This window comes from Myxococcus sp. AB025B (assembly GCF_006518215.1).
Taxonomy (GTDB): Bacteria; Myxococcota; Myxococcia; order Myxococcales; family Myxococcaceae; genus Myxococcus; species Myxococcus fulvus.
This window is the reverse complement of the sequence record NZ_SRLW01000026.1, coordinates 25364-45443: the sequence shown is the minus strand read 5'-3', so window position 1 is coordinate 45443 and position 20080 is coordinate 25364. Positions and strand designations below refer to the sequence as shown.

Annotated in this window: 15 protein-coding genes; 2 read left to right on the top strand and 13 right to left on the bottom strand. The window is 71.7% G+C overall.

Annotated elements, in window-relative coordinates; genetic code table 11:
- Nucleotides 1-4: 4 nt before the first annotated feature.
- A complete protein-coding gene (locus FL311_RS06670) occupies nt 5-1462 on the bottom strand; it encodes a glutamate synthase subunit beta (RefSeq protein WP_141324099.1) in 1458 nt (485 codons plus the stop codon).
- A gap of 3 nt (nt 1463-1465) precedes the next feature.
- On the bottom strand, nt 1466-6022 hold the full coding sequence (gene gltB / locus FL311_RS06665) for a glutamate synthase large subunit (protein ID WP_141324098.1): 4557 nt from the start codon (nt 6020-6022) through the stop codon (nt 1466-1468).
- Nucleotides 6023-6260: 238 nt separating this feature from the next.
- Between gltB and FL311_RS06660 the strand changes: the two genes are divergently transcribed.
- Together FL311_RS06660 and FL311_RS06655 are read left to right on the top strand one after the other, a co-directional pair.
- Nucleotides 6261-6749: an 8-oxo-dGTP diphosphatase gene (locus tag FL311_RS06660; protein WP_141324097.1), complete on the top strand. Its 489-nt coding sequence runs from the start codon at nt 6261-6263 to the stop codon at nt 6747-6749.
- Between the two features lie 65 nt (nt 6750-6814).
- On the top strand, nt 6815-8026 hold the full coding sequence (locus tag FL311_RS06655) for a PepSY domain-containing protein (protein WP_141324096.1): 1212 nt from the start codon (nt 6815-6817) through the stop codon (nt 8024-8026).
- 24 nt (nt 8027-8050) lie between these two features.
- On the opposite strand, the gene FL311_RS06650 is transcribed toward FL311_RS06655, so the two are convergent.
- The 11 genes from FL311_RS06650 to FL311_RS06600 form a co-directional block, all read right to left on the bottom strand.
- Complete coding sequence (locus FL311_RS06650) at nt 8051-9772, bottom strand: DEAD/DEAH box helicase (protein WP_141324095.1); 1722 nt, start codon at nt 9770-9772, stop codon at nt 8051-8053.
- Nucleotides 9773-9860: 88 nt separating this feature from the next.
- Nucleotides 9861-10709, bottom strand: a complete 849-nt coding sequence (locus tag FL311_RS06645; protein WP_141324094.1) for a metallophosphoesterase — start codon at nt 10707-10709, stop codon at nt 9861-9863.
- A gap of 82 nt (nt 10710-10791) precedes the next feature.
- Nucleotides 10792-11415 carry a phosphatidylserine/phosphatidylglycerophosphate/cardiolipin synthase family protein gene (locus tag FL311_RS06640; protein ID WP_141324093.1) on the bottom strand — a complete coding sequence of 208 codons (624 nt, stop codon included), beginning with the start codon at nt 11413-11415 and terminating at the stop codon, nt 10792-10794.
- Nucleotides 11416-11469: 54 nt separating this feature from the next.
- Nucleotides 11470-13548, bottom strand: coding sequence for a phospholipase D-like domain-containing protein (locus FL311_RS06635; RefSeq protein WP_141324092.1), 2079 nt, complete (start codon nt 13546-13548; stop codon nt 11470-11472).
- Between the two features lie 230 nt (nt 13549-13778).
- Entirely contained in the window at nt 13779-13979 is a 201-nt protein-coding gene (locus FL311_RS44930) for a hypothetical protein (protein WP_228556712.1), read from the bottom strand.
- A gap of 51 nt (nt 13980-14030) precedes the next feature.
- A complete protein-coding gene (locus FL311_RS06625; RefSeq protein WP_046713709.1) occupies nt 14031-15041 on the bottom strand; it encodes an MlaD family protein in 1011 nt (336 codons plus the stop codon).
- A complete protein-coding gene (locus FL311_RS06620) occupies nt 15034-15780 on the bottom strand; it encodes an ATP-binding cassette domain-containing protein (RefSeq protein ID WP_141324108.1) in 747 nt (248 codons plus the stop codon). The genes FL311_RS06625 and FL311_RS06620 overlap by 8 nt, the downstream gene beginning before the upstream one ends.
- Nucleotides 15780-16526: an ABC transporter permease gene (locus tag FL311_RS06615; RefSeq protein WP_141324091.1), complete on the bottom strand. Its 747-nt coding sequence runs from the start codon at nt 16524-16526 to the stop codon at nt 15780-15782. Before FL311_RS06615 ends, FL311_RS06620 begins: the two co-directional genes overlap by 1 nt.
- The gene (locus FL311_RS06610) at nt 16523-17329 is read right to left on the bottom strand and encodes an ABC transporter permease (protein WP_228556710.1); all 807 of its coding nucleotides are present in this window, start codon (nt 17327-17329) and stop codon (nt 16523-16525) included. The genes FL311_RS06615 and FL311_RS06610 overlap by 4 nt, the downstream gene beginning before the upstream one ends.
- Nucleotides 17326-18024, bottom strand: coding sequence for an ABC transporter ATP-binding protein (locus tag FL311_RS06605; protein ID WP_141324090.1), 699 nt, complete (start codon nt 18022-18024; stop codon nt 17326-17328). Before FL311_RS06605 ends, FL311_RS06610 begins: the two co-directional genes overlap by 4 nt.
- 22 nt (nt 18025-18046) lie before the next feature.
- Entirely contained in the window at nt 18047-20017 is a 1971-nt protein-coding gene (locus tag FL311_RS06600; RefSeq protein WP_141324089.1) for a putative metal-binding motif-containing protein, read from the bottom strand.
- Nucleotides 20018-20080 lie beyond the last annotated feature (63 nt).

Here is a 20080-nt window from a genome sequence, read left to right as displayed (position 1 = left end):
CTGCTCAGAACGGACTGTCCGCGCCGCGCGTCGGCAACACGGAGACACCGCCAGACAGGTACGCGTCGATGGACTTCGCGGCCTCCCGTCCGTCTGACAACGCCCAGACGATGAGGCTGGCTCCTCGGCTCGCGTCACCCGCGCCGTAGACACCCTCCGCCGACGTGGCGAAGCGTGAGTCCACCTGCACCGTGCCTCTCGGCGAAATCGCCACGCCCAGCTCCTCGAGCCCCGTGGTCTCCGGCCCCGTGAACCCCATCGCGAGGATCAACAGATCCACCTCGAGCGTCGTCTCCGAGCCCGGCACCTCCACGAGCCTCGCCCCTCCACCCACGGAGCGCTGCACCTCCACCTTCACCGCGTGCAGTCTCTCCAGCTTCCCCTCCGTTCCCTCCAGCCGCTTCGTCATCATCGCGAACGCGCGCTCGCCGCCTTCCTCCTGACTCGACGACGTCCGGAACACCACCGGCCACCGGGGCCACGGGTTCTCCGCCGAGCGAATCACAGGTGGCGCGGGGAACAGCTCCACCTGCCGCACGCTCTTCGCGCCCTGGCGCAGCGCCGTGCCCAGACAGTCCGAGCCCGTGTCACCACCGCCCAGGATCACCACGTTCCTCCCCGACGCATCCAGCCGCGCCTGCGCCTCGCCGTGCCCACCCACGAGCCGGTTCTGGTGCGCCAGGTACTCCATCGCCTGTACCACCCCGGACAGCTCGCGCCCCTCCACCTCCAGCTCTCGCGCCCTTCGCGCCCCCATCGCCAGCAGCAGCGCGTCATGCCGCCCGCGCAGCTCGCGGAAGCTCACCGAGCCCCCCACGTCCACGCCCGTGCGGAACACCACGCCCTCCGCCTCCATCAATGCAATCCGACGCTCCACCACGGACTTCTCCAGCTTGAAGTCCGGGATGCCGTAGCGCAGCAGCCCGCCGACGTGCGCATCTCGCTCGTACACCGTGACGGTGTGTCCGGCCGCGTTGAGCTGCGCCGCCGCCGCCAGGCCCGCGGGCCCCGAGCCCACCACGCCCACCGTGCGCCCAGTCCTCCGCTGCGGAGGCCGAGGCTTCACCCAGCCCTCCGCGAACGCCCGCTCGGAGATCTCCTTCTCCATCTGCTCGATCGTCACCGCGTCCCGGTCGATGGCGAGCACACACGCCGCCTCGCATGGCGCGGGGCACAGCCGCCCCGTCATCTCCGGGAACCCGTTGGTGCGGCTCAGCAGCTCATACGCCTCGCGCCAGCGGCCCCGGTACACGGCCTCGTTGAAGTCCGGGATGAGGTTCCCCAGGGGACACCCCTGGTGACAGAAGGGGACACCACAGTCCATGCAGCGTCCAGCCTGTCGCTTCGCCTCCTCGGCCGCGAGCGGCAGCGTGAACTCGCGGTAGTCCCCGAGCCGCTCCTGCTTGTCCCGCTTCGGCGCGTGGACGCGGCTCCACTCAGTGAATCCGGTCGGCTTGCCCATCGCTCAGCCCCTCCCGCCCACGACGTGTTGGAGCTGCGCACCCACAGAGGTCTCCGGGGGCTTCTTCGCCGCGCGCCGCGCCTGCAGCACGCGCTTGTAGTCCGTCGGCATCACCTTCACGAACCGGGGCACCATCAGCTCCCAGTTGTCGAGCACCCGCCGCGCCAGCGAGCTGTGTGTATGCCGCAGGTGCCGCTCGATCATCCCGTGCACGAGCCAGATCTCCGACTCGTCCACCAACGACTCCAGCTCCACCATCTCCAGGTTGCACCGCTGCCGGAAGGCCATCTCCCGGTCCAACACGTACGCCGTGCCGCCGCTCATGCCCGCCGCGAAGTTGCGGCCCGTGGGCCCCAGCACCACCACCACGCCGCCCGTCATGTACTCGCAGCCGTGGTCTCCCACGCCCTCCACCACCGCCTGCGCGCCGCTGTTGCGCACCGCGAAGCGCTCACCCGCGAGCCCGCGCAGGTACACCTCGCCCGCCGTCGCGCCGTAGAGCGCGGTGTTGCCCACCAGCACGTTCTCCTCGGCCACGAACCGGCTCGACGCGTGCGGGTAGACGATGATGCGCCCACCCGACAGCCCCTTGCCCACGTAGTCGTTCGCGTCGCCCTCCAGCTCCAACGTGACGCCGGACACCAGGAACGCACCGAAGCTCTGTCCCGCCGAGCCCTTCAGCCGCACGTGCAGCCGCCCATCCGGCAGCCCTCGCGCGCCATGCCTCCGCGCAATCTCGCCGGAGAGCATCGTCCCCACCGCGCGGTGCGTGTTGCTCACCGGCCGCGTCAGCAGCATCGCCGGGCCGCCCTCCAGCACGGCCTTCGCGTCCCGCAGCAGCTCGTGGTCCAGGTGGTCCGACACATCCTTGGACCGGGCCTCGACGCAGTGCCGAGGCTCGCTCGCCGGAGCGGCCGGAGCCGCCAGCAGCGCGGACAGGTCCACCCGCCGCGCCTTCCAGTGGTCCACCGCCGCGCGCTGGCGCAAGAGGTCCACCCGGCCCACCAGCTCCTCCAGGCTCCGCGCCCCGAGCTCCGCCATCTTCCGGCGCAGGTCCTCCGCGATGAGCAGGAAGAAGTTCACCACGTCCTCGGGCTTGCCCTGGAAGCGCTCGCGCAGCGCGCCGTCCTGCGTGGCGATGCCCGCCGAGCACGTGTTGAGGTGGCACTTGCGCAGCATCACGCAGCCCACGGCCACGAGGCTCGCGGTGGCCATGCCGAACTCCTCGGCGCCCAGGAGCGCGGCCACCAGCACGTCGCGCGCGGTGCGCAGGCCTCCATCCACCTGCACGCGGATGCGCGAGCGCAAGCCGTTGTGCACCAGCACCTGCTGCGTCTCCGCCAACCCCAGCTCCCACGGCAGCCCCGCGTGGTGGATGCTCGAGATGGGGGACGCGCCCGTGCCGCCCTCGTAGCCCGAGACGACGACGCAGCCCGCGCCCGCCTTGGCCACGCCCGCGGCGATGGTGCCCACGCCCACCTCGCTCACCAGCTTCACGCTCACCCGCGCCGACGGGTTCGTGGACTGGAGGTCGTAGATGAGCTGCGCCAGGTCCTCGATGGAGTAGATGTCGTGGTGCGGGGGAGGGGAGATGAGCGTCACGCCCGGCGTGGACCAACGCACCCGCGCGATGCGCTCGTCCACCTTGTGCCCCGGGAGCTGACCGCCCTCTCCGGGCTTCGCGCCCTGGGCGACCTTGATCTGCAGCTCGTCCGCGTTCACCAGGTACTCGGTGGTGACGCCGAAGCGCGCGCTCGCCACCTGCTTGATGGCGCTGCGGCGCAGGTTGCCGTCGTCGTCCGGCGTGTAGCGACGCGACTCCTCGCCACCCTCGCCACTGTTCGAGCGCCCACCCAGCCGGTTCATCGCGATGGCCAAGGTCTCGTGGGCCTCCGCGCTGATGGAGCCGAACGACATGGCGCCCGTGACGAACCGACGCGCGAGCGACAGCGCCGACTCGACCTCATCGAGGGCCACCGGTCGACAGCGCTCCGTCGAGACCTCCAACAGCCCACGCAGGTTGCAGTGCTCGCGCGTCTCGTCGTCCGCCAGTCGCGAGTACTCGGCGAACAGCGCCGCGTCGTTGCCGCGCACCGCCGCCTGGAGCTTCGCGATGGTGGCCGGGTTCCACTTGTGCCGCTCACCCTGGCGTCGCCACCGGTACTGGCCTCCCAGGGGCAGCTCGCCCTCGGGCTGCTCGAAGCCCCGGGCATGCCGCTCCGCCACCTCGCGCCCCAGCTCGGGCAGGCCCACGCCCTCCACGCGCGAGGACGTGCCGGTGAAGTGCCGCTCGATGAGCCCGCGCTCGAGCCCCACCGCCTCGAAGAGCTGCGAACCCCGGTAGGACTGGAGCGTGGAGATGCCCATCTTGGACATCACCTTCATCAGCCCTTCCTCCACCGCGTGGACGTAGAGGTCCTGCGCCTTCTCCGCGTCCACGCCCAGCTCGCCCGCGTCCGCCAGCGCTCGCACCGTGTCCAGCGCGAGGTATGGATTCACCGCCGCCGCGCCGTAGCTGAAGAGGCAGGCGAAGTGATGCACCTCACGCGCCTCCGCCGTCTCCAGCAACAGGCCCGTGTACATGCGGATGCCGTCACGCACCAGGCGCTGGTGCACCGCCGACATGGCCAAGAGCGCGGGAATCGCCGCGTGCGTGACGTCCACACCCCGGTCGCTCAAGAGCAGGATGCTCGCGCCCGCGTCCACGGCGTCCACCGCCGCGGCGCACAGCTTCTCCACCGCGTCCTCCAGCGCGCCCTCGCCACCCTCCAGCGGGTAGAGCAGCGACAGGCGCCGCGTCTCGAACAGGCCCTCGCCCCGGATGCTCGCGAGCCTCGCGAGCTGCCCGTTGGTGAGGATGGGGCCGGGCAGCGACAGCCGGTGGCACTGCTCCGGCGTCTCCTCGAAGGTGTTGCTCTCCGGGCCCAGCGCCGTGGCCAGCGTCATCACCAGCTTCTCGCGCAGCGGATCGATGGGCGGGTTGGTCACCTGCGCGAAGAGCTGGTGGAAGTACGAGAAGAGGCTCGGGGCCTGGTCGCTGAGCACCGCGAGCGGCGTGTCCGTGCCCATGGAGCCCACGGGCTCCTTGCCCGTCTCCGCCATGGGCGTCAGCACCGTGCGGATGTCCTCCACCGTGTAACCGAACGCCCCCTGCAGCCGCGTCAGCTCGTCACCGCGCAGCCGCTCCGGCGCGGCCACGGTGGGCAGGTCGTCGAAGGTGAAGACGTTGCGCTCCAGCCATTTGCGGTACGGCCAGCGCGTGCTGATGTCCCGCTTCACCTCCTCGTCCTCGAGGATGCGGCCCTCGGTGGTGTCCACCAGCAGCATGCGGCCCGGCGTCAGGCGCCCCTTGCGGCGCACCTGCGCGGGGGGCACGTCGATGACCCCCGTCTCCGAGGCCAGGATGATGCGGTCATCCTCCGTGACGAGGTAGCGCGCGGGCCGCAGGCCGTTGCGGTCCAGCGTCGCGCCGATGAGCTGCCCGTCCGTGAAGGCGATGGCCGCGGGCCCGTCCCACGGCTCCAGCAGCGCGGAGGAGTACTCGTAGAACGCGCGCTTCTCGTCCGACATCAGCGCGTCGCCCTCCCACGCCTCCGGAATCATCATCATCATCGCGTGGGGCAGGGTGCGCCCGCCCAGGTAGAGCAGCTCCACCATGTTGTCGAACTGCGCCGAGTCGCTCTTGCCCGGGACGATGATGGGCCACAGCGGCTCCAGGCTCCCTCCCAGCCGCGCCGTCTGGAGCAGCCCGCGCCGCGCCGTCATCCAGTTGCGGTTGCCACGCAGTGTGTTGATTTCGCCGTTGTGCGCGATGAAGCGGAACGGCTGCGCCAGCTCCCACGTGGGGAACGTGTTCGTGGAGAAGCGCGAGTGCACCAGCCCCAGCGCGCTGACGAACTCCGTGTGCTGCAGGTCCAGGTAGAAGCGCGGCAGGTCCGCGGGCAGCAGCAGGCCCTTGTAGATGAGCGTCTCCGACGAGAGGCTGGCGATGTGGAAGCGGCCCCTGGGGTCCACGCCGCGCGCCTGCACGCGGTTCTCCGTCAGCTTGCGGATGCGGTAGAGCTTGCGCTCGAAGGCGCTGGGCACCACGCGCCGCCGCGCGATGAAGAGCTGCCGGATGACCGGCGCGGCCTCCAGCGCCACCGGCCCCAGGTGCTCGGGCGCCACCGGCACGTCGCGCCAGCCCAGCACGCGCTGGCCCTCCTCGGCCACCACCTCCTCGAGCGCCGCCTCACACGCGGCCCTCGCGTCCACCTCCTTGGGCAGGAACACCTGCGCCACCCCGTACTGCCGACGCGGGGGCAGCTCGAAGCCCAGGTCCGGCGCCTCGTGCTCGAAGAAGCGGTGCGGCAGCTGCACCAGGATGCCGGCGCCGTCGCCCGTCCGTGGATCCTTCCCCGCCGCCGCCCGGTGACTCAGCCGGTTGAGCAGCTCCAGCGCGTCCTCGACGATTCCTCGAGAGCGCTCACCTCGCAGGTGGGCCACGAAGCCCACCCCGCAGGCGTCGTGTTCGGTCTCGGGCTCATAGAGGCCGTACCGGCCGGGGAGGATCGCGGTCATCAACTTCCCCTTTCCCGCCTGACGCGGGAGGTCATCGCTGTGTGGCTCTACGCTAACGCGTCGCGTCGACTCTCGTAAAGACGGGCAGGAGCAGGGGGCCGTCAGAGGGGCGGTGGGGCAGGGTGCCAACAAGGGGCCCCCCTCGGACGCAGGCTCGGGCCGTGGCCCGTCGGCGGATCCGCTATGAAGCGCCCCGCCCGGGCGAGCTCTTCTCGCGCGGCGTCATGAGGAGCGCGCCATGCCCTATTCACCCATCATCGGCACCCTGGGCTACGTGATGTCGCCGGATCAGCGCCGCGTGCTGCTCATCCATCGCAACGCGAGGCCGGAGGACGCGCACCTGGGCAAATACAACGGCCTGGGTGGGAAGATGGAGCGCGACGAGGACGTGGCCGCCTGCATGCGCCGCGAGATTCGCGAGGAGGCCGGCATCGAGTGCACCCGCATGGTCCTGCGCGGCACGCTCTCCTGGCCCGGCTTCGGCAAGCAGGGCGAGGACTGGCTCGGCTTCGTCTTCCGCATCGACGCCTTCGAGGGCACCCCGCTGGAGCGCAACGCCGAGGGCACGCTGTCCTGGGTTCCCCTCACCGAGCTTCCCAAGCTGCCCATGTGGGACGGTGACAGGCACTTCCTGCCGCTCGTCTTCGACGAGGACCCCCGCGTGTTTCACGGCGTGATGCCGTACTCCGGAGGTCGCGCGGTGAGCTGGAATTACACGCGGCTGTGAAGTGGGCCGCTCCGTGCGTTGACGCTACCAAGGAATGGGCGTACGCGTGCGAAGTGACGCGGCCCATGGTCCTCCCGTTTCGCAAGACGCTCTTCTGGATTCACCTCGTCGTTGGACTCGTGGTGGGGCTGGTCGTCGCCATCATGTCGGTGACGGGCGTGGCCATTGCCTTCGAACGTCAGACCCTCGAGTGGGCGGAGGCCGGCTCACGCACCGTGTCCGCTCCCGGGCCGGACGCGCCGCGCTTGCCGCTGGAGGCGCTGGTCGCGAAGGCGCGCGAGGCGAAGCCAGACGCCCAGGTGTCGGGCATCACCGTGTTCCCGTCGGAGACGACGGCGGTGCAGGTGGCGCTGGGGCGCGCGGGCGTCGTCTTCGTGAACCCCTACACGGGCGAAGTGCGTGAGAGCGACGCGAAGGGCTGGCGCGCCTTCTTCCAGGTGATGACGGAGTGGCACCGCTGGGTCGCGATGGCCGGGGACAATCGCCCCGTGGGCAAGGCCATCACCGGCGCGTGTAACGCGGGCTTCCTGTTCCTGGCCCTCTCCGGGCTGTACCTCTGGTGGCCGCGCAAGTGGACGCTGAAGACGGTGCGTCCGGTGCTGTGGTTCCGGCGGGGCCTGAAGGGCAAGCCGCGCGACTTCAACTGGCACAACGTCATCGGCTTCTGGACGCTGCCCGTGCTCATCGTCCTCACGGCGTCGGGCATGGTCATCTCGTACAAGTGGGCGTCCGACTTCGTCTACACGCTGACGGGCAACACGCCTCCAGGGCAGCAGGGCCCGGGAGGGGCCGGCGTGAAGGTGACGCCTCCGACGGAGGACGCCCCTCGCAAGGACCTGGGCTCGATGCTGGGCGTCGTCGAGGCACGGACGCCCGCCTGGACGAGCATCACGTATCGGGTGCCTTCGCCGCCACGAGAGGGGAAGGGTGGCAAGCCCGACGCCGCCGTGGACGCCGTCACCTTCAACCTGAAGCAGGAGGGCTGGCCCTACTTCGCGACCACCCAGGTCTCCGTGAATCCCTTCTCCGGTGAGGTCGCCAGGAGCGAGGGCTACGCGGACTTCAACAGCGGCCGCAAGCTGCGCACCTGGCTGCGCTTCCTCCACACCGGAGAGGCGCTCGGGTGGCCCGGCCAGCTCATCGCGGCCATCGCCTCGCTGGGCGGCGTCTTCCTCGTGTGGACCGGCTTCGCCCTGTCGTGGCGGCGCTTCTTCGCGAAGCGCCAGCCGCGCGACACCGTTGCCTCACCGTCGGGAACACCCGAGACCTCCGCCTGAGCGCGGACGTCCCGGGTCCTCCGCTCAGCCCCGGTCCTTGCGGACGATGACCTTGCGGCCGCGAATCGTCGCCGCCTTCAGCGCGGCGATGACGCGGTTGGCGTCCGGCTCCGGCACCTCCACCAGCGAGAAGCCGTCGCCAATCTGGATGGCGCCGATCTGCGACGAGTCCAGCCCCGCCTCACCCGCGATGGCGCCCACCAGGTCCGCGGGGCGCATGCCAGCCTGACGACCCGCGCCGATCCACAGGCGGGTGACGTCCCACGAGGGCGCCGGGCCTCCGCGGCGCGGTCCCCCGCGCTCGGGACGGCCAGGACCGGAGCGGCCCGCGGGAGCACCGGGACGCCCGGGGCGCTCCTTGCGGTCCTCCTTCGGCGCGACGGCGGGGATGTCCTCCTCCTCCTTCGCGCGGCCCTCGTCCTGCGCGTCCTGGAGCAGCTTCACCGCGGCGGCGGCGATGTCGAGCGGCTCGTACTCGCTGGCCAGGTCCTCCACCAGCCCCCGGAACGAGTCCTGTCCGCCCGCCACCAGCGTCTCGCGCAGGGTGGCGCGCAGGAGCTCCTGCCGCTTGGCGCGCAGGTCGGCCACGGTGGGGACGGTGGCCAGCTGGATGCGCTGGCCGGTGACCTTCTCGATGTTGCGCACGAGCCGGGCCTCGCGCGGCTCCACCAGGGTGATGGCCACGCCCTCGCGGCCGGCGCGGCCCGTGCGGCCGATGCGGTGCACGTACGCTTCCGGGGCGTTGGGCACGTCGAAGTTCACCACGTGGGACAGGCGCGGGATGTCCAGGCCGCGCGCCGCCACGTCCGTGGCCACGAGCAGGTCCGTGCCGTGGGACTTGAGCTGCTTGATGACCCTGTCCCGCTGCTCCTGCGTCATGCCGCCGTGGAGCGCGTGCGCGCGCCAGCCCCGGCCGTTGAGCGACACGGTGAGGTCATCCACCTCCGTGCGCGTGCGGCAGAAGATGATGGCGGCGGTGGGGGACTCCACGTCGAGCAGGCGCCCGAGCGCGGCGATCTTGAACGCGCGCGGGACGATGTACGCCGTCTGGCGGATGCGCGGCAGCTCGCCCGGCTCCACCTTCTCCTTGGCGATGCGCACGCGCACCGGCTGGCGCAGGTGGCGCTCGGCGATGCTGGCGATGCGCGGCGGGAGGGTGGCGGAGAAGAGGGCCGTCTGGCGGTCCTCGGGCGTGCCGGACAGGATGGCCTCGAGGTCGTCGGCGAAGCCCATGTCGAGCATCTCGTCGGCCTCGTCGAGCACCACGGTGCGCACGTTGTCGAGCTGCAGCGTGCCCCGGCGCAGGTGGTCCAGCGCGCGGCCCGGGGTGGCGACGACGACGTCCACGCCCCGCTTGAGCACGCGCAGCTGCTGGCCGATGACCTGCCCGCCGTAGAGGGGCAGCACGGTGGCGCCGAGCTTCTGGCCGTAGCGGTGGATGGCCTCGGAGACCTGCATGGCCAATTCACGTGTGGGCACGAGCACCAGCGCGGAGGTGGCGTGGGGGCCGGCCTCTCCCGGGACCAGGTGGTGCAGCAGCGGGAGGGCGAAGGCCGCCGTCTTGCCGGTGCCGGTGGCGGCGATGCCCAGCAGGTCCTTGCCGGCGAGCAGCGGCGGCAGGGAGGCGTTCTGGATGGGCGTGGGCTCCTCGTATCCGAGGGCGGTGAGCGCCTCCACGAGCTGGGGCTTGAGGCCCAGGGATTCGAAGGTGGCGTCGGGGGGCGAGGACGGCGGTGCGGAAGTCACGCGGGGCTTGTACCACCGGCCTCCGCCCTCGTGCCTCGAAGAATCGCCGTTCTGTCCCACATCTATCGCCCAGGCGTGCGTGTCGGTCTCAGCGGACAGGCAGTGTGCCCAGGTGGGTGACCTCCTGGATGGCGCCCCGGGAGACCTGGAAGACGGCGAAGGCCTCCGCGCCCTGCTCCACGCTCGCCAGACAGCAGACCGGGGACTCCTCGCCGGAGGCCCACTTCAAGGTGCCGCGATAGCGTTTGTGCAGGTGGCCGCAGAGCACGAGCCGGGGCTGGAGCGCCTCGGCCACCAGTCGGGCGTACTCGTTGCCCACCGCGTCCGCATGGGGGCTGCGGCGCTGGTGCTCGAAGTCCTGGCGGTCCTCGGCGGCGACCAGGCCGGAGGGCCAGTCGTGGACGAGCAGGATGTCCGCCCGCTCCAGCCCCAGGGCCTGCTCGATGTCCTGCTCGTTGAAGCACGCATAGTCCTTGTTGGAGACGGTGCCGAGCAGGGACAGGGCGGGGTGGGGCTTCTGGAAGCCGGGGGCGTCGTGGATGCCGGAGAGGCCGGCGATGCGCAGGCCGCGGGTCTCCACGACGCCGACGCGGCCCAGGTAGCGGCAGTTGGAGGTGAGCAGGAAGCCCTCGGGGGCCGTGTCCAGGTAGCCGTGGGGCTCGTGGTTGCCGCCGATGAAGTACACGGGCCAGGGGAAGCGCCGGCGCTTCTGGTGGTAGTGCGCGAAGTCGCCCAGCTGTTTGTAGCGAGCGGGGGCGGCCATCGTCGCCAGGTCCGCCTCGTCGCGGTGCGGCTCGAAGTCGCCGACCTGGAGGACGAAGGCCAGCTCCCGGTTCGCGCTCTTCGCCCAGGACTGGAGGGTGGACACCATCCGGTCCATCCGGCCGTGCACGTCGCCCACGGCGGCGAAGCAGAAGGTGTCGGGAGGCGGGGCCATGGGGGACTCCAGCATGGCGCATCCGCGCGCCGGACGGCGCAGCGACGCGGTGGGCTCGCGACGGCTGACCGGGTGTTGGGGCTCAGCCGACGAGCGAGGGCCAGTTGCGGCCGACCCAGGCGCGCTGTTCGACCTCTTCGCGCCACCGCGGGTCTTCCCGGTCGATGCGGCGCGAGGTGGCGAAGAGGGCCTCGAGCGCCGCCAGCATCCGCTCGGTGAACGGGGTGTCCTCGACGACGAGCAGGGCCTCGCTCTCCCAGTAGGCGGCGGTGACGTCCAGGTTGGCGCTGCCCACCGCGGCGGCCCGGGTGTCGCACACGAGGAGCTTGGCGTGGACGTGGGGGAAGAGGCGCTCCAGCTCCGGCTCCCAACCTGGTCGCGAGGGCAGCGCCAGCTCGTGGGCGATGCCGCCCGCGGCGATGACCGCGTCCAGGCGGCTGCGGACGTAGCGGTCCGCCACCTCTCGAATCGCGCCCCCGGGGAAGTAGGTCCGCGCGTCGCCGTGGTGGGGCCGCACGCTGCCGAAGAGGACCTCCACGCGGACACCGCGCTCCAGGGCGGCGATGAGCGCGTTCTGGATCTCGAGCAGCAGGGGGAAGGTGTTCACCAGGACCAGCCGTGAGCGCGCATGGCGGATGAGCGCGAGCTGCGTGTCCAGGGTGTGCGTGTCCTTGAGTCCCTCGTGCAGGGCGATTCGGGCCGCCATCGTCCCCGCCCGCGCGGAGGGCGTCAGGGGAAACGGCTCGCCGCCCGCGCGGGTTCACTCCGCGAGGAACGCGCGCTCCAGGTCGGTGACCAGCGGACCTTCCAGTCTCGCGCCGCAGTCGAGCCAGGGGATGTCGCGGTAGTGTGTATCCCGGCGCAGCGGCACCTCGTCGAAGCCCGTGTAGTACGGCGCGCCGAGATTCCGGCCCGAGACGAACGCGAGCGCGGAGTCGACGAGCGTGAGCTTGCGGTGGTTGCGCTGCTTGAGTTCGTACAGGTTGGGGCCTCCGACGAGCGGGGCAATCGCGCGCACCTCGACGTTGAGTGTCTCGGAGAGGCCGACGAGGGCGGGGTTGAGCGCGCCGAAGGAGTCGTGGCCGCTGTAGAGCGCGTCGGCGAGGAAGCGCACGCGGACGCCTCGGTGGGCGGCACGCTTCAGTGCCTCGGTGATGCGGGCGGTGATGGGGTCGTCCTCGACGATGTAGCACTGCCAATGGACGGTGGTTCGCGCGGCGTCGATGGCGGCCAGGACCGACTCGCGGGCCTGGGCGTTGTCGAGATCGAAGTCGATGTGATGGCCCTCGGTGCGCGGGCTGCATCCGGCGAGCGTCAGCTCCCGGGCCCAGGCGTCCTGCTCGGACGGGAGGGGGAGCGGCTCCAGGGGTGTGTTCCGAGGCAGGGCCTCGCACTCCTCGGGGCTGAGGGTGCGGATGGAGGGGTGGACGGGCTTGTAGGTGTCGCGGGTGATGACCGCGGCGATGGGGACGTGCGCGGCGGCGAGTCGGGTGGCGACGCGCAGGAGTCGCTGTCCATCGACCTGTCGGGGCACGTCGTCCGCCCGGGCATCGTCGAGCCACGCGCTGGCGTCGAGCAGCAGGGGCCACGCGAGGCCGGGCAGGTGCTCACGCAGCCGCGCGCGCTGTTCGTCGAGCGAGTCGCTGTCCCGCATCCGCACGAAGACCAGGTGGCACCGGTCCTCGGCGAGCTCGCGGACGGCGAGCAGCGTGTCCTCCTCGACGAGGCTGTCGACCAGCAGCAGCGGCTTGTCCGGGGCGAGCACGTAGCCGGGCACCAGCTCCCGCGAGGCGGAGGTGTCCGAGAAGGAGAACGCCAGGGGATGCAGCCCGCGCAGGTGCCCGAGCCACGCGGCGTCGAGGATGGCGGTGCCTCCCTGGTGACGGACCTCGCCGAGCGCGGCGCCATTCGCGAACACCGTCACGAGGCCCGGCTCCAGGAGGCTGCCGCTCGACAGGAGGCCGACGCGCTCGACGGCGAAGCGCGGGGCCAGGCCGGGAGCCACCAGCGAATCGGAGACGGCGTGGTGGTCCTCGAAGAGCGTCAGCCCCGTCTGGGTACGCGGCAGGAGGAGGGTGGGGACGCGTGCCTCCTGGAGCGCGCGGGCGCCCGTCATCCCGACGTACAGGGCCTCCAGGTCCGCGAGGGAGTCGGCGGGGACGACGAGCAGTCCCGCGCCCGAGCGCAGGGCGACGTCGTCGAAGGCCTCGGCACGGCTGCCGGCGGCGTTCGCGGTGAGGGACTCGACGAGCAGCGTCTGGGTGATGCCCAGCGCCTTCGAGAGCGCCTGGAGCTCTCCGGTCTGCTCCGGCGCCAGGCCCGTGGTGAGCGCGATGAGCTCCGAGGGCTGGGCGCAGTGGGACAGGAAGCTGGCCACGGCTCCGAGTCCCCGGCCATCGGGCGCGATGGCCAGGGCCATGCGTGAGGGCTCGGTGCTGGCCGTGTCCGGCGCGCGCCCCAGGGAGAGCACGGGCAGGTGCTCCCGGAGGACGAGCCGCAGCATCGCGCCCACCCGGGCCCTGGGAGACGTGTCCAGCAGGGGGCCGAGCACGACGAGCCCGGCGCCATGTCGGCGCGAGACCTGGACCAGGTCGCTGATGTCGAGATGGGTCTCCAGTGCGCCGGTGACCTGGATGGCGGGGCTCCAGTCCTGGAGCGTGCGCCGGAGCCGGTCCAGCACGGTGAGGCTGGTGGGCGGAGGTGCCTCCAACTCGCTGCGCTCGGGAGCCAGCCCGTACAGGTAGACGGCCTCGGGATCGGACGTCAGCCGCCGCACCGCGTGGAGGACGTGCTCGGACTCGGAGCCTGCATCGAAGACGACCACCAGACGTCGGAACATGGCGCGCGCGATTCCCGGGACGGACGTGGGACGCGCCTTCACCGACGTTCGGCTCCCGGGCGCCCACGGCCCCATCATGCCGGGAACCGGCCCGGTTGGCGTCACTGGAACGAGGGAGCAGGAACTCCGGAGGCCACGTCGGACAGGGGAAGACTGCCACCTCGCGAAGTCGTGCGCCGGACGAGAGTGATTGCCTCGGTCAAGGAGTCTGGTTTGTCGCGTGCCAAGACTCAGGGCATGACGGTGCGAAGATGCTCCAGGCGCAGGTCGATGACGTCGAGGCCCGCGGCCTCGGCCTCCGCGCGTGCATCGTCGGGGTAACCCCAGGAGGGCCGCTGCTCGGTCGCGCGTCCGTCGAGCCAGGAGAAGTCCCAGCCCTCCACCGAAACGCTCGCGGCTTCCGCCTCCAGGTCCTCATAGCTTCGAGACATGGTCTGGGTTCCTACCGGGGCCCTCTCGCCGTGTCACGGCAAGGCGTCACGTCAGTCCTTCCAGAGGATCTTCCACGGGTGCTTGCGCAGATCCGTGACGAGCGTTCTGAGCTCGTCATACAGCGTGGGATCCTGCAGGACCGCACCCGCCGTGCCTTCCCCAGCTTCAATCCTGGCCAGCACCCGGTCCGCGCGGGCCGCGATGCTGTCGAGCTGTCCCGCCGCGGCCGTGAGCTTCTCCAGCGCCAGCTTCACGCGCTGCCCGTCCTCGGGCCCCAGGGAGCCGGTGAGGGCCGCGAGCCCATCCAGCGTCGTGCCCGCGGACTTTGTCAGCCCGGGCAGCTCGCCCCTGAGCACCGCCGCCGTCGCCGCCGCGTCGTCGAGCAGCCTCGCCGCCTTGCCTCCCGGCTGGAGCGCCTCGCGCGCGAGCTGTGAGAGCTGGCGCAGGTCCTTCGACGCCGCCGCCAGCTCGGAGGCCAGCACCTTCACGTCACCCCGGTTCTCCGTCAGCACCTCGTCCAGCGTCCGCGTCAGCCGCGAGATGTTCGCCACCAGCCCCGTCACCGCCTCCGGGTCCTTCTCCAGCATCTCGGAGAACATCTCGATGAAGCGCGAGAGCTTCTCCGCCAGCAGGTCCAGCCGGGGCGCATCCGTGCCGCGCACGGCCTGGCCCGCGGGCAGCGCGCTCGACTGCGTGCCCGGGTTCAGCTCCAGGTAGGGCTCGCCCAGCAGGCCCACCGTCGCCACCGTCACCCGCGCATCCGAGCGCAGCGCGCCGAGCGACTCCGGCGACACCGCCAGCTCCATCCGGACGGGCAGGGGACGGCCCTGGGCATCCCGACGCTCCGGCATCAGCCGGATGGCCTGCACGCGCCCCACCTGCACGCCGCCCAGCTTCACCGGCGCCCCCTCCACCACGTTGCCCGTGTGGCCGAAGTCCACCGGCAGCACCGTGCTGGAGCCGAGCGACAGCTCGCCCATCAACCACAGCAACACCAGCACGCCCATCACCGCCGCCAGCACCAGGGCGCCCACCTTCAATTCCAACCGTCGCTCATCCATCCGTCGCACCCTCCATGAACGGCGCCGTCAGCACGCGAAGCTCCGGCGCGGAGGACTCCAGGAAACCCTCGGGCGGCCCCAGGTACGCGCACTTCCCCTGGGCCACCACCAACACCCGGTCCGCCAGCCCCCGCAGCTGGCGATAGTCATGCGTCACCACCAGACCGCCCAGCCCTCGCGCCTTCAGCGAGGCCATGACCTCTTCCACCTGCGTCGCCGCGCGCCGGTCCAGCCCCGTGGTGGGCTCATCGAGCAGCAGGTAGCGCGGTGAGAGCACCAGCGCCCGCGCGATGGCGGTCCGCTTCTTCGCGCCGGGCCCCAGCTCGGGCGGCATCCGGTCCGCCCACTCCAAGAGCCCCACCTGCTCCAACGCGGACTCCACGGCCTCGGCGGGGGCCTCCGGGTCCGCCAGCCACACGTTCTCTCGAAGCGTGCGCCAGTCGAGCAGGGCGGGGCCCTGGACCAGGTATGGCGCCCGACGCCGCAGCTTCACCAGCTCCCGCTCCGGCCGCGTGTCCACGCGCTCGCCCCACAGCTCCACGCTGCCCGAGTCCGGCCGCAGCAGGCCCACCGCCATCCGACACAGCACGCTCTTGCCCGAGCCGCTCGCGCCCGCGATGAAGGTCAGCTCCCGCGTGGACACCTCCGCCGTCACGCCGTCCAGCACGCGCCGCCCACCCTCGAACGCGACGCGCACGTCCGTGAAGCGCAGCGTGTCCGGAGGGGCGTCGTCCGCGATCACAGGCGCACGAGGTGGAAGGCGAGGGACACGGCCAGGTCGATCAACAGACACCCCAGGCTCGCGGCGACGACGCCGTCGGTGGTCGCCTCGCCCACGGCCTCCGCGCCTCCTCGCGCGCCCAGGCCCGCGACGGCCGCCGCCAGCGGGATGTACAGCCCGCACGCCACGGCCTTCAGCCCCGCGGCGAGCAGGTCCCAGCCATCCACATAGCGCGGGTCCATGAAGGCCCGGCCATCCACGCCGAACACGAGCCCCGCCACCGCCGCGGCGGACAGGGTCGCGGCCACCGTCCCCAACAGGCTGAGCAGCGGCACGCCCAGCACGCCCGCCACCACGCGAGGCGCCACCAGGTCGGAGTAGGGGTCTCCCGCGGACATCTCCAGCGCCTCCACCTGCTCGTTGACGCTCATGGTGGACAGCTCCGCCGCGTGGCTCGCCCCGGCGCGGGACGCCGTCAAGAGCGCGGACACCACCGGCCCCAGCTCGCGAATCAGCAGCTCGAAGTACGCGGGCCCCAGCACGGCCACGTTGCCCACGAAGCGCCGCGCCTGGCTGTTGGCGATGGTCACCAGCACCGCCCCGAAGAACGCCATGCCGGTCATCACCAGCCACACGCTGCGCCCTCCCAGCTCGTGGAGCTGCACCAGCGACTCGCGCCAGGACACGCCCTCGCGCAGCCCCGCCCGCGTCGTGCGCGCGAACAGCACCACCGGCGCGCCGAAGAAGCGCAGCACCCGGTTCATGTCATCCACCCGGCGAGCACGAGCGTGAGCACGAAGTCGAGCAGGAAGATGGCCGCGCACCCGCGCACCACCGCGCTCGCCGCCGCGCGTCCCACCGCCTGGGCGCCTCCCCGCGCGGACAGTCCCACCGCCGTGGACACCAGCGAGATGGCCAGGCCGAAGGCCCCCGTCTTCAGCACGCCGCCCAGGATGTCCAGCGAGCTCAGCATGTGCGCGAAGGTCCCGAAGAACGTCCGCAGCGGCAGGTCCAGGGTGAGCAGCGCGGCCAGGGCCTCGAACAGGATGGCCACCAGGAACGTGAAGGTGCTCATCGCGAGCATGCTCAGCTCCATCGCCACCACGCGCGGCGCGACGAGGATGGCGAAGGGGTCCAGCCCGATGCCGCGCAGGCCCTCGATCTGTCCCCCCACCTGCATGGTGGCCAGCTCCGCCGCGTTCCTCGCGCCGATGCGCGCGGACATGATGAGCCCCAAGAGCAGCGGACCGAACTCCCACAGCACCCCGTAGCCCGCGGCCCACCCGAGGAACGCCCGCGCCCCGAAGCGCTGGATGTAGAGCCCCGACTGCAGCACGACGATGACGCCCGCCAGCGCCGCGGTGGCCAGGGCCAGGGGCAGCGAGTCGTAGCCGAACTGCACCAGCGCCCGCGCCAGCTCGCGCCGCTCCAGCCGCGGCAGTCCCAGCACCGTGCGCGCCGCGACGAGGGCCAGCGCTCCCGCGCCGCGCACCGCCTCCAGCCCCACCGCGCCCGCGCCACGCACGGTCCTCAGTCCGGGGCTCTCGACGCGCGGCGATGGGCTCACGGGAGCACCTCGTCCTGTTCGCGCTCCAGCTCCGGCGCGGGTGCCCCGTCGTATATCAACCGCCCGCCTCGCAGGTAGAGCCAGCGGGGCAGGGGGAGGTCCACCGGCGCCTCGGGCGCGGCGACCAGCAGCGTGCCGCCGCGCGAGACCTCCAGCAGCACCCGCGCCACCTGCCGCGCCGTGCCCGGGTCCAACCCCGCGAAGGGGTCATCCGCGAGCAGCACTGACGGACGCGCCGCCAGCGCCCGCGCCAGCCCCGCGCGCTTCTTCATGCCTCCGGACAGCCGCTCCGGCAGCGTGTCCGCCGCCTCCGTGAGGCCCACGGCGGCGAGCACCTCGTCCGCGCGCGCCCGCGCCTCGTCCTGGGGCACGCGCCGACGCGTGAGCGGGAAGAGGACGTTCTGCCGCACCGTCAGCGAGTCGAACAGCGCGTCCGTCTGGAACACCATGCCGAACGAGGCCTGCCGCGCGCGGCGCTCGGCGGCGGACAGGCCCGCCACGTCCTGGCCATCCCACAGGACGCGTCCGCTGAACGCGGGCGACAGCCCCGCGAAGGCCTTCAGCAGCGTCGTCTTGCCCGAGCCCGAGCGGCCCAGCACCACCGCCTGCGTGCCCGGAGTCAGCACGCACGCCACCTCCGCGAGCACGGTGCGCGCGCCATGCCTCACCGTCAGGCCTTCCGCACGCAGGTCCATGGTGGAACCCGGCTCCTTCCGCTCAGGGCTTCCAGCGCGTGAGCAGGCCGTCGTGGCCGGTGGCCCAGACCTCGCCCGGGCCGAAGCCGCCCAGCGCGTTCACCGTCTCCGACGGGGTGGCGACCGTGCTCCATGCGACGCCGTTGAAGAAGTGGAGATCCTTCACCTCCGACGACGCCGCGTAGATGCCCGTGCGGCCGAACGCGAGGATGTCCCGCAGGTTCGGCACCGTGCCCCCGCTCACCGTCAGCACCGGCTTCTGGCTCCACGTGCCACGCGACTTCTCCAGGAGCAGGCCGTGATCACCCGCCACGTAGAGCAGGTGGGGGGTGAGCACCTGGACCGCGTTGAGGTAGCCCGTGGTGGTCTCGGGGAGGCCCAGCGCCTCGCGGGTCCAGGTCGTCCCCGTCTGGGGCGAGCTCCAGGCCACCGGATGCTGTTCGCCGTTCACCGTCTCCGCGCCGACCACCACCAACGCCTCGGCGCTCAGCCCGTGGATGTCCCGCAGGTTCGCCGCGAATCGGGTGACGATCGTCGGGTCCGGCTGGCTCCCCGAGGCGCCATGGTCGTAGCTCCAGGACACGACGTGCCCCGCGCTGGAGACGCCATAGACGGTGAAGACGTTGCTCTCCGGGTCCGGGAAGCCCACCAGCCCGTTGATGGAGCCCGGCTGGCCACTGGAGCGGGTCTCGCAGGCGGTGTTGAGCTCGCCGGGCATCGACGTGGCGAACCGTCCGTCGCTCGAGCCCAGGAACACACGTCCGTTCGGCGCGGCCCATGCGGACCGCCAGTCGCCCGCGCAGTTCGTCGCGGCCGTGAAGGTGTTGCCGGCCACATGGACGACGCGACCGCTGCTTCCGGCCAGCCATCCCCGCTCCGCTTGATAGGTGGCCACCGCGTCGAACCGCGCGCTCGTGTCGTTGAGCACCGTCCGCTCGTTCCAGGACACCGCGCCGCAGCTCGGCAGCCCATCGTCCACCCCACCGGCGCAGTCGTTGTCCAGGCGGTCGCAGACCTCGGTGCCGCTCTCGGACACCTGCTCCGAGCCCTCGTCGCAGTCACCGGGCTCCGTCACCGCGCCCGGCTCGGGTGGAGTGCAGCTCAACCCCAGCGTGGGGCCACCCTGGCCGTCGCCGTCGTCATCCGCGAAGTACTCCACGGGCACCAGCGCGCTGACACAGTCCGCCACCTCCGCGGACTGACACTGCCGTGTCCCCGCGCAGCGCTGGGCCGTGACGCAGCTCGTGCCCACGTCGAACGCGTCGTTGTCCGGGGTGCCATCGCAGTTGTCGTCCTTGCCGTCGCAGCGGAACTCCGACTGGCCCGGATGCACGAGGATGTCCTCGTCGTCGCAGTCGCCCGCGCGCGTCGCGAAGCCCACTGGCGCCGCGCAGCCGGTCTGGGGCGCGGCGCTCGCATCCCCGTAGCCATCCCCATCCACGTCCACCCAGTACTGGACATTCCCTGGCGCATCGCTCTCGCCCTCGACGCAGTTGTTGTCCACGCCGTCGCACACCTCGGTGGCGCCGGGGTGCACGTCCGGGCGCGTGTCGTCGCAGTCGGTGCCCGGGTAGTCGCCCTTCATGGCGAAGAAGCCGTCGTCGTCCAGGTCCTCGGCGCGCAGATCCAGCTTCAGGTCCGTCAGGTTCTCCTCGGGAAACTGCACCTCCGCGGACTGCCGGGCGATGACGGGACCCTCGCACGAGCCCTCGTGTGCCTCGGCGATCACCCGGAGGTCCGGACTCCAGCCCGCCTGCTTCAGGATGACGCCGACGCGCGTGTCGCTCCGGGCCTCCGCGTTCACCGTCACCACGCCCGACTCCCGGCGCGTCGGCTCCCGGCGATCTTCCACGGCGAGCGTCAGGCACTGTGGCCGGAAGGTCGCATACGTGATGAAGACCCGGAGCCCCCCTTCGTTGGTCGAGGTCTTGCTCTTGCAGCCCGTCATCGAAAGTGTCAGCAGCCCTACACCCACCAGGAATAAACGCATCATCAATGCATTCTCCGGCGCGCCGAGGCGCCCACTGTCGTGACGCCCCGTCGTAAACCCCAGGAC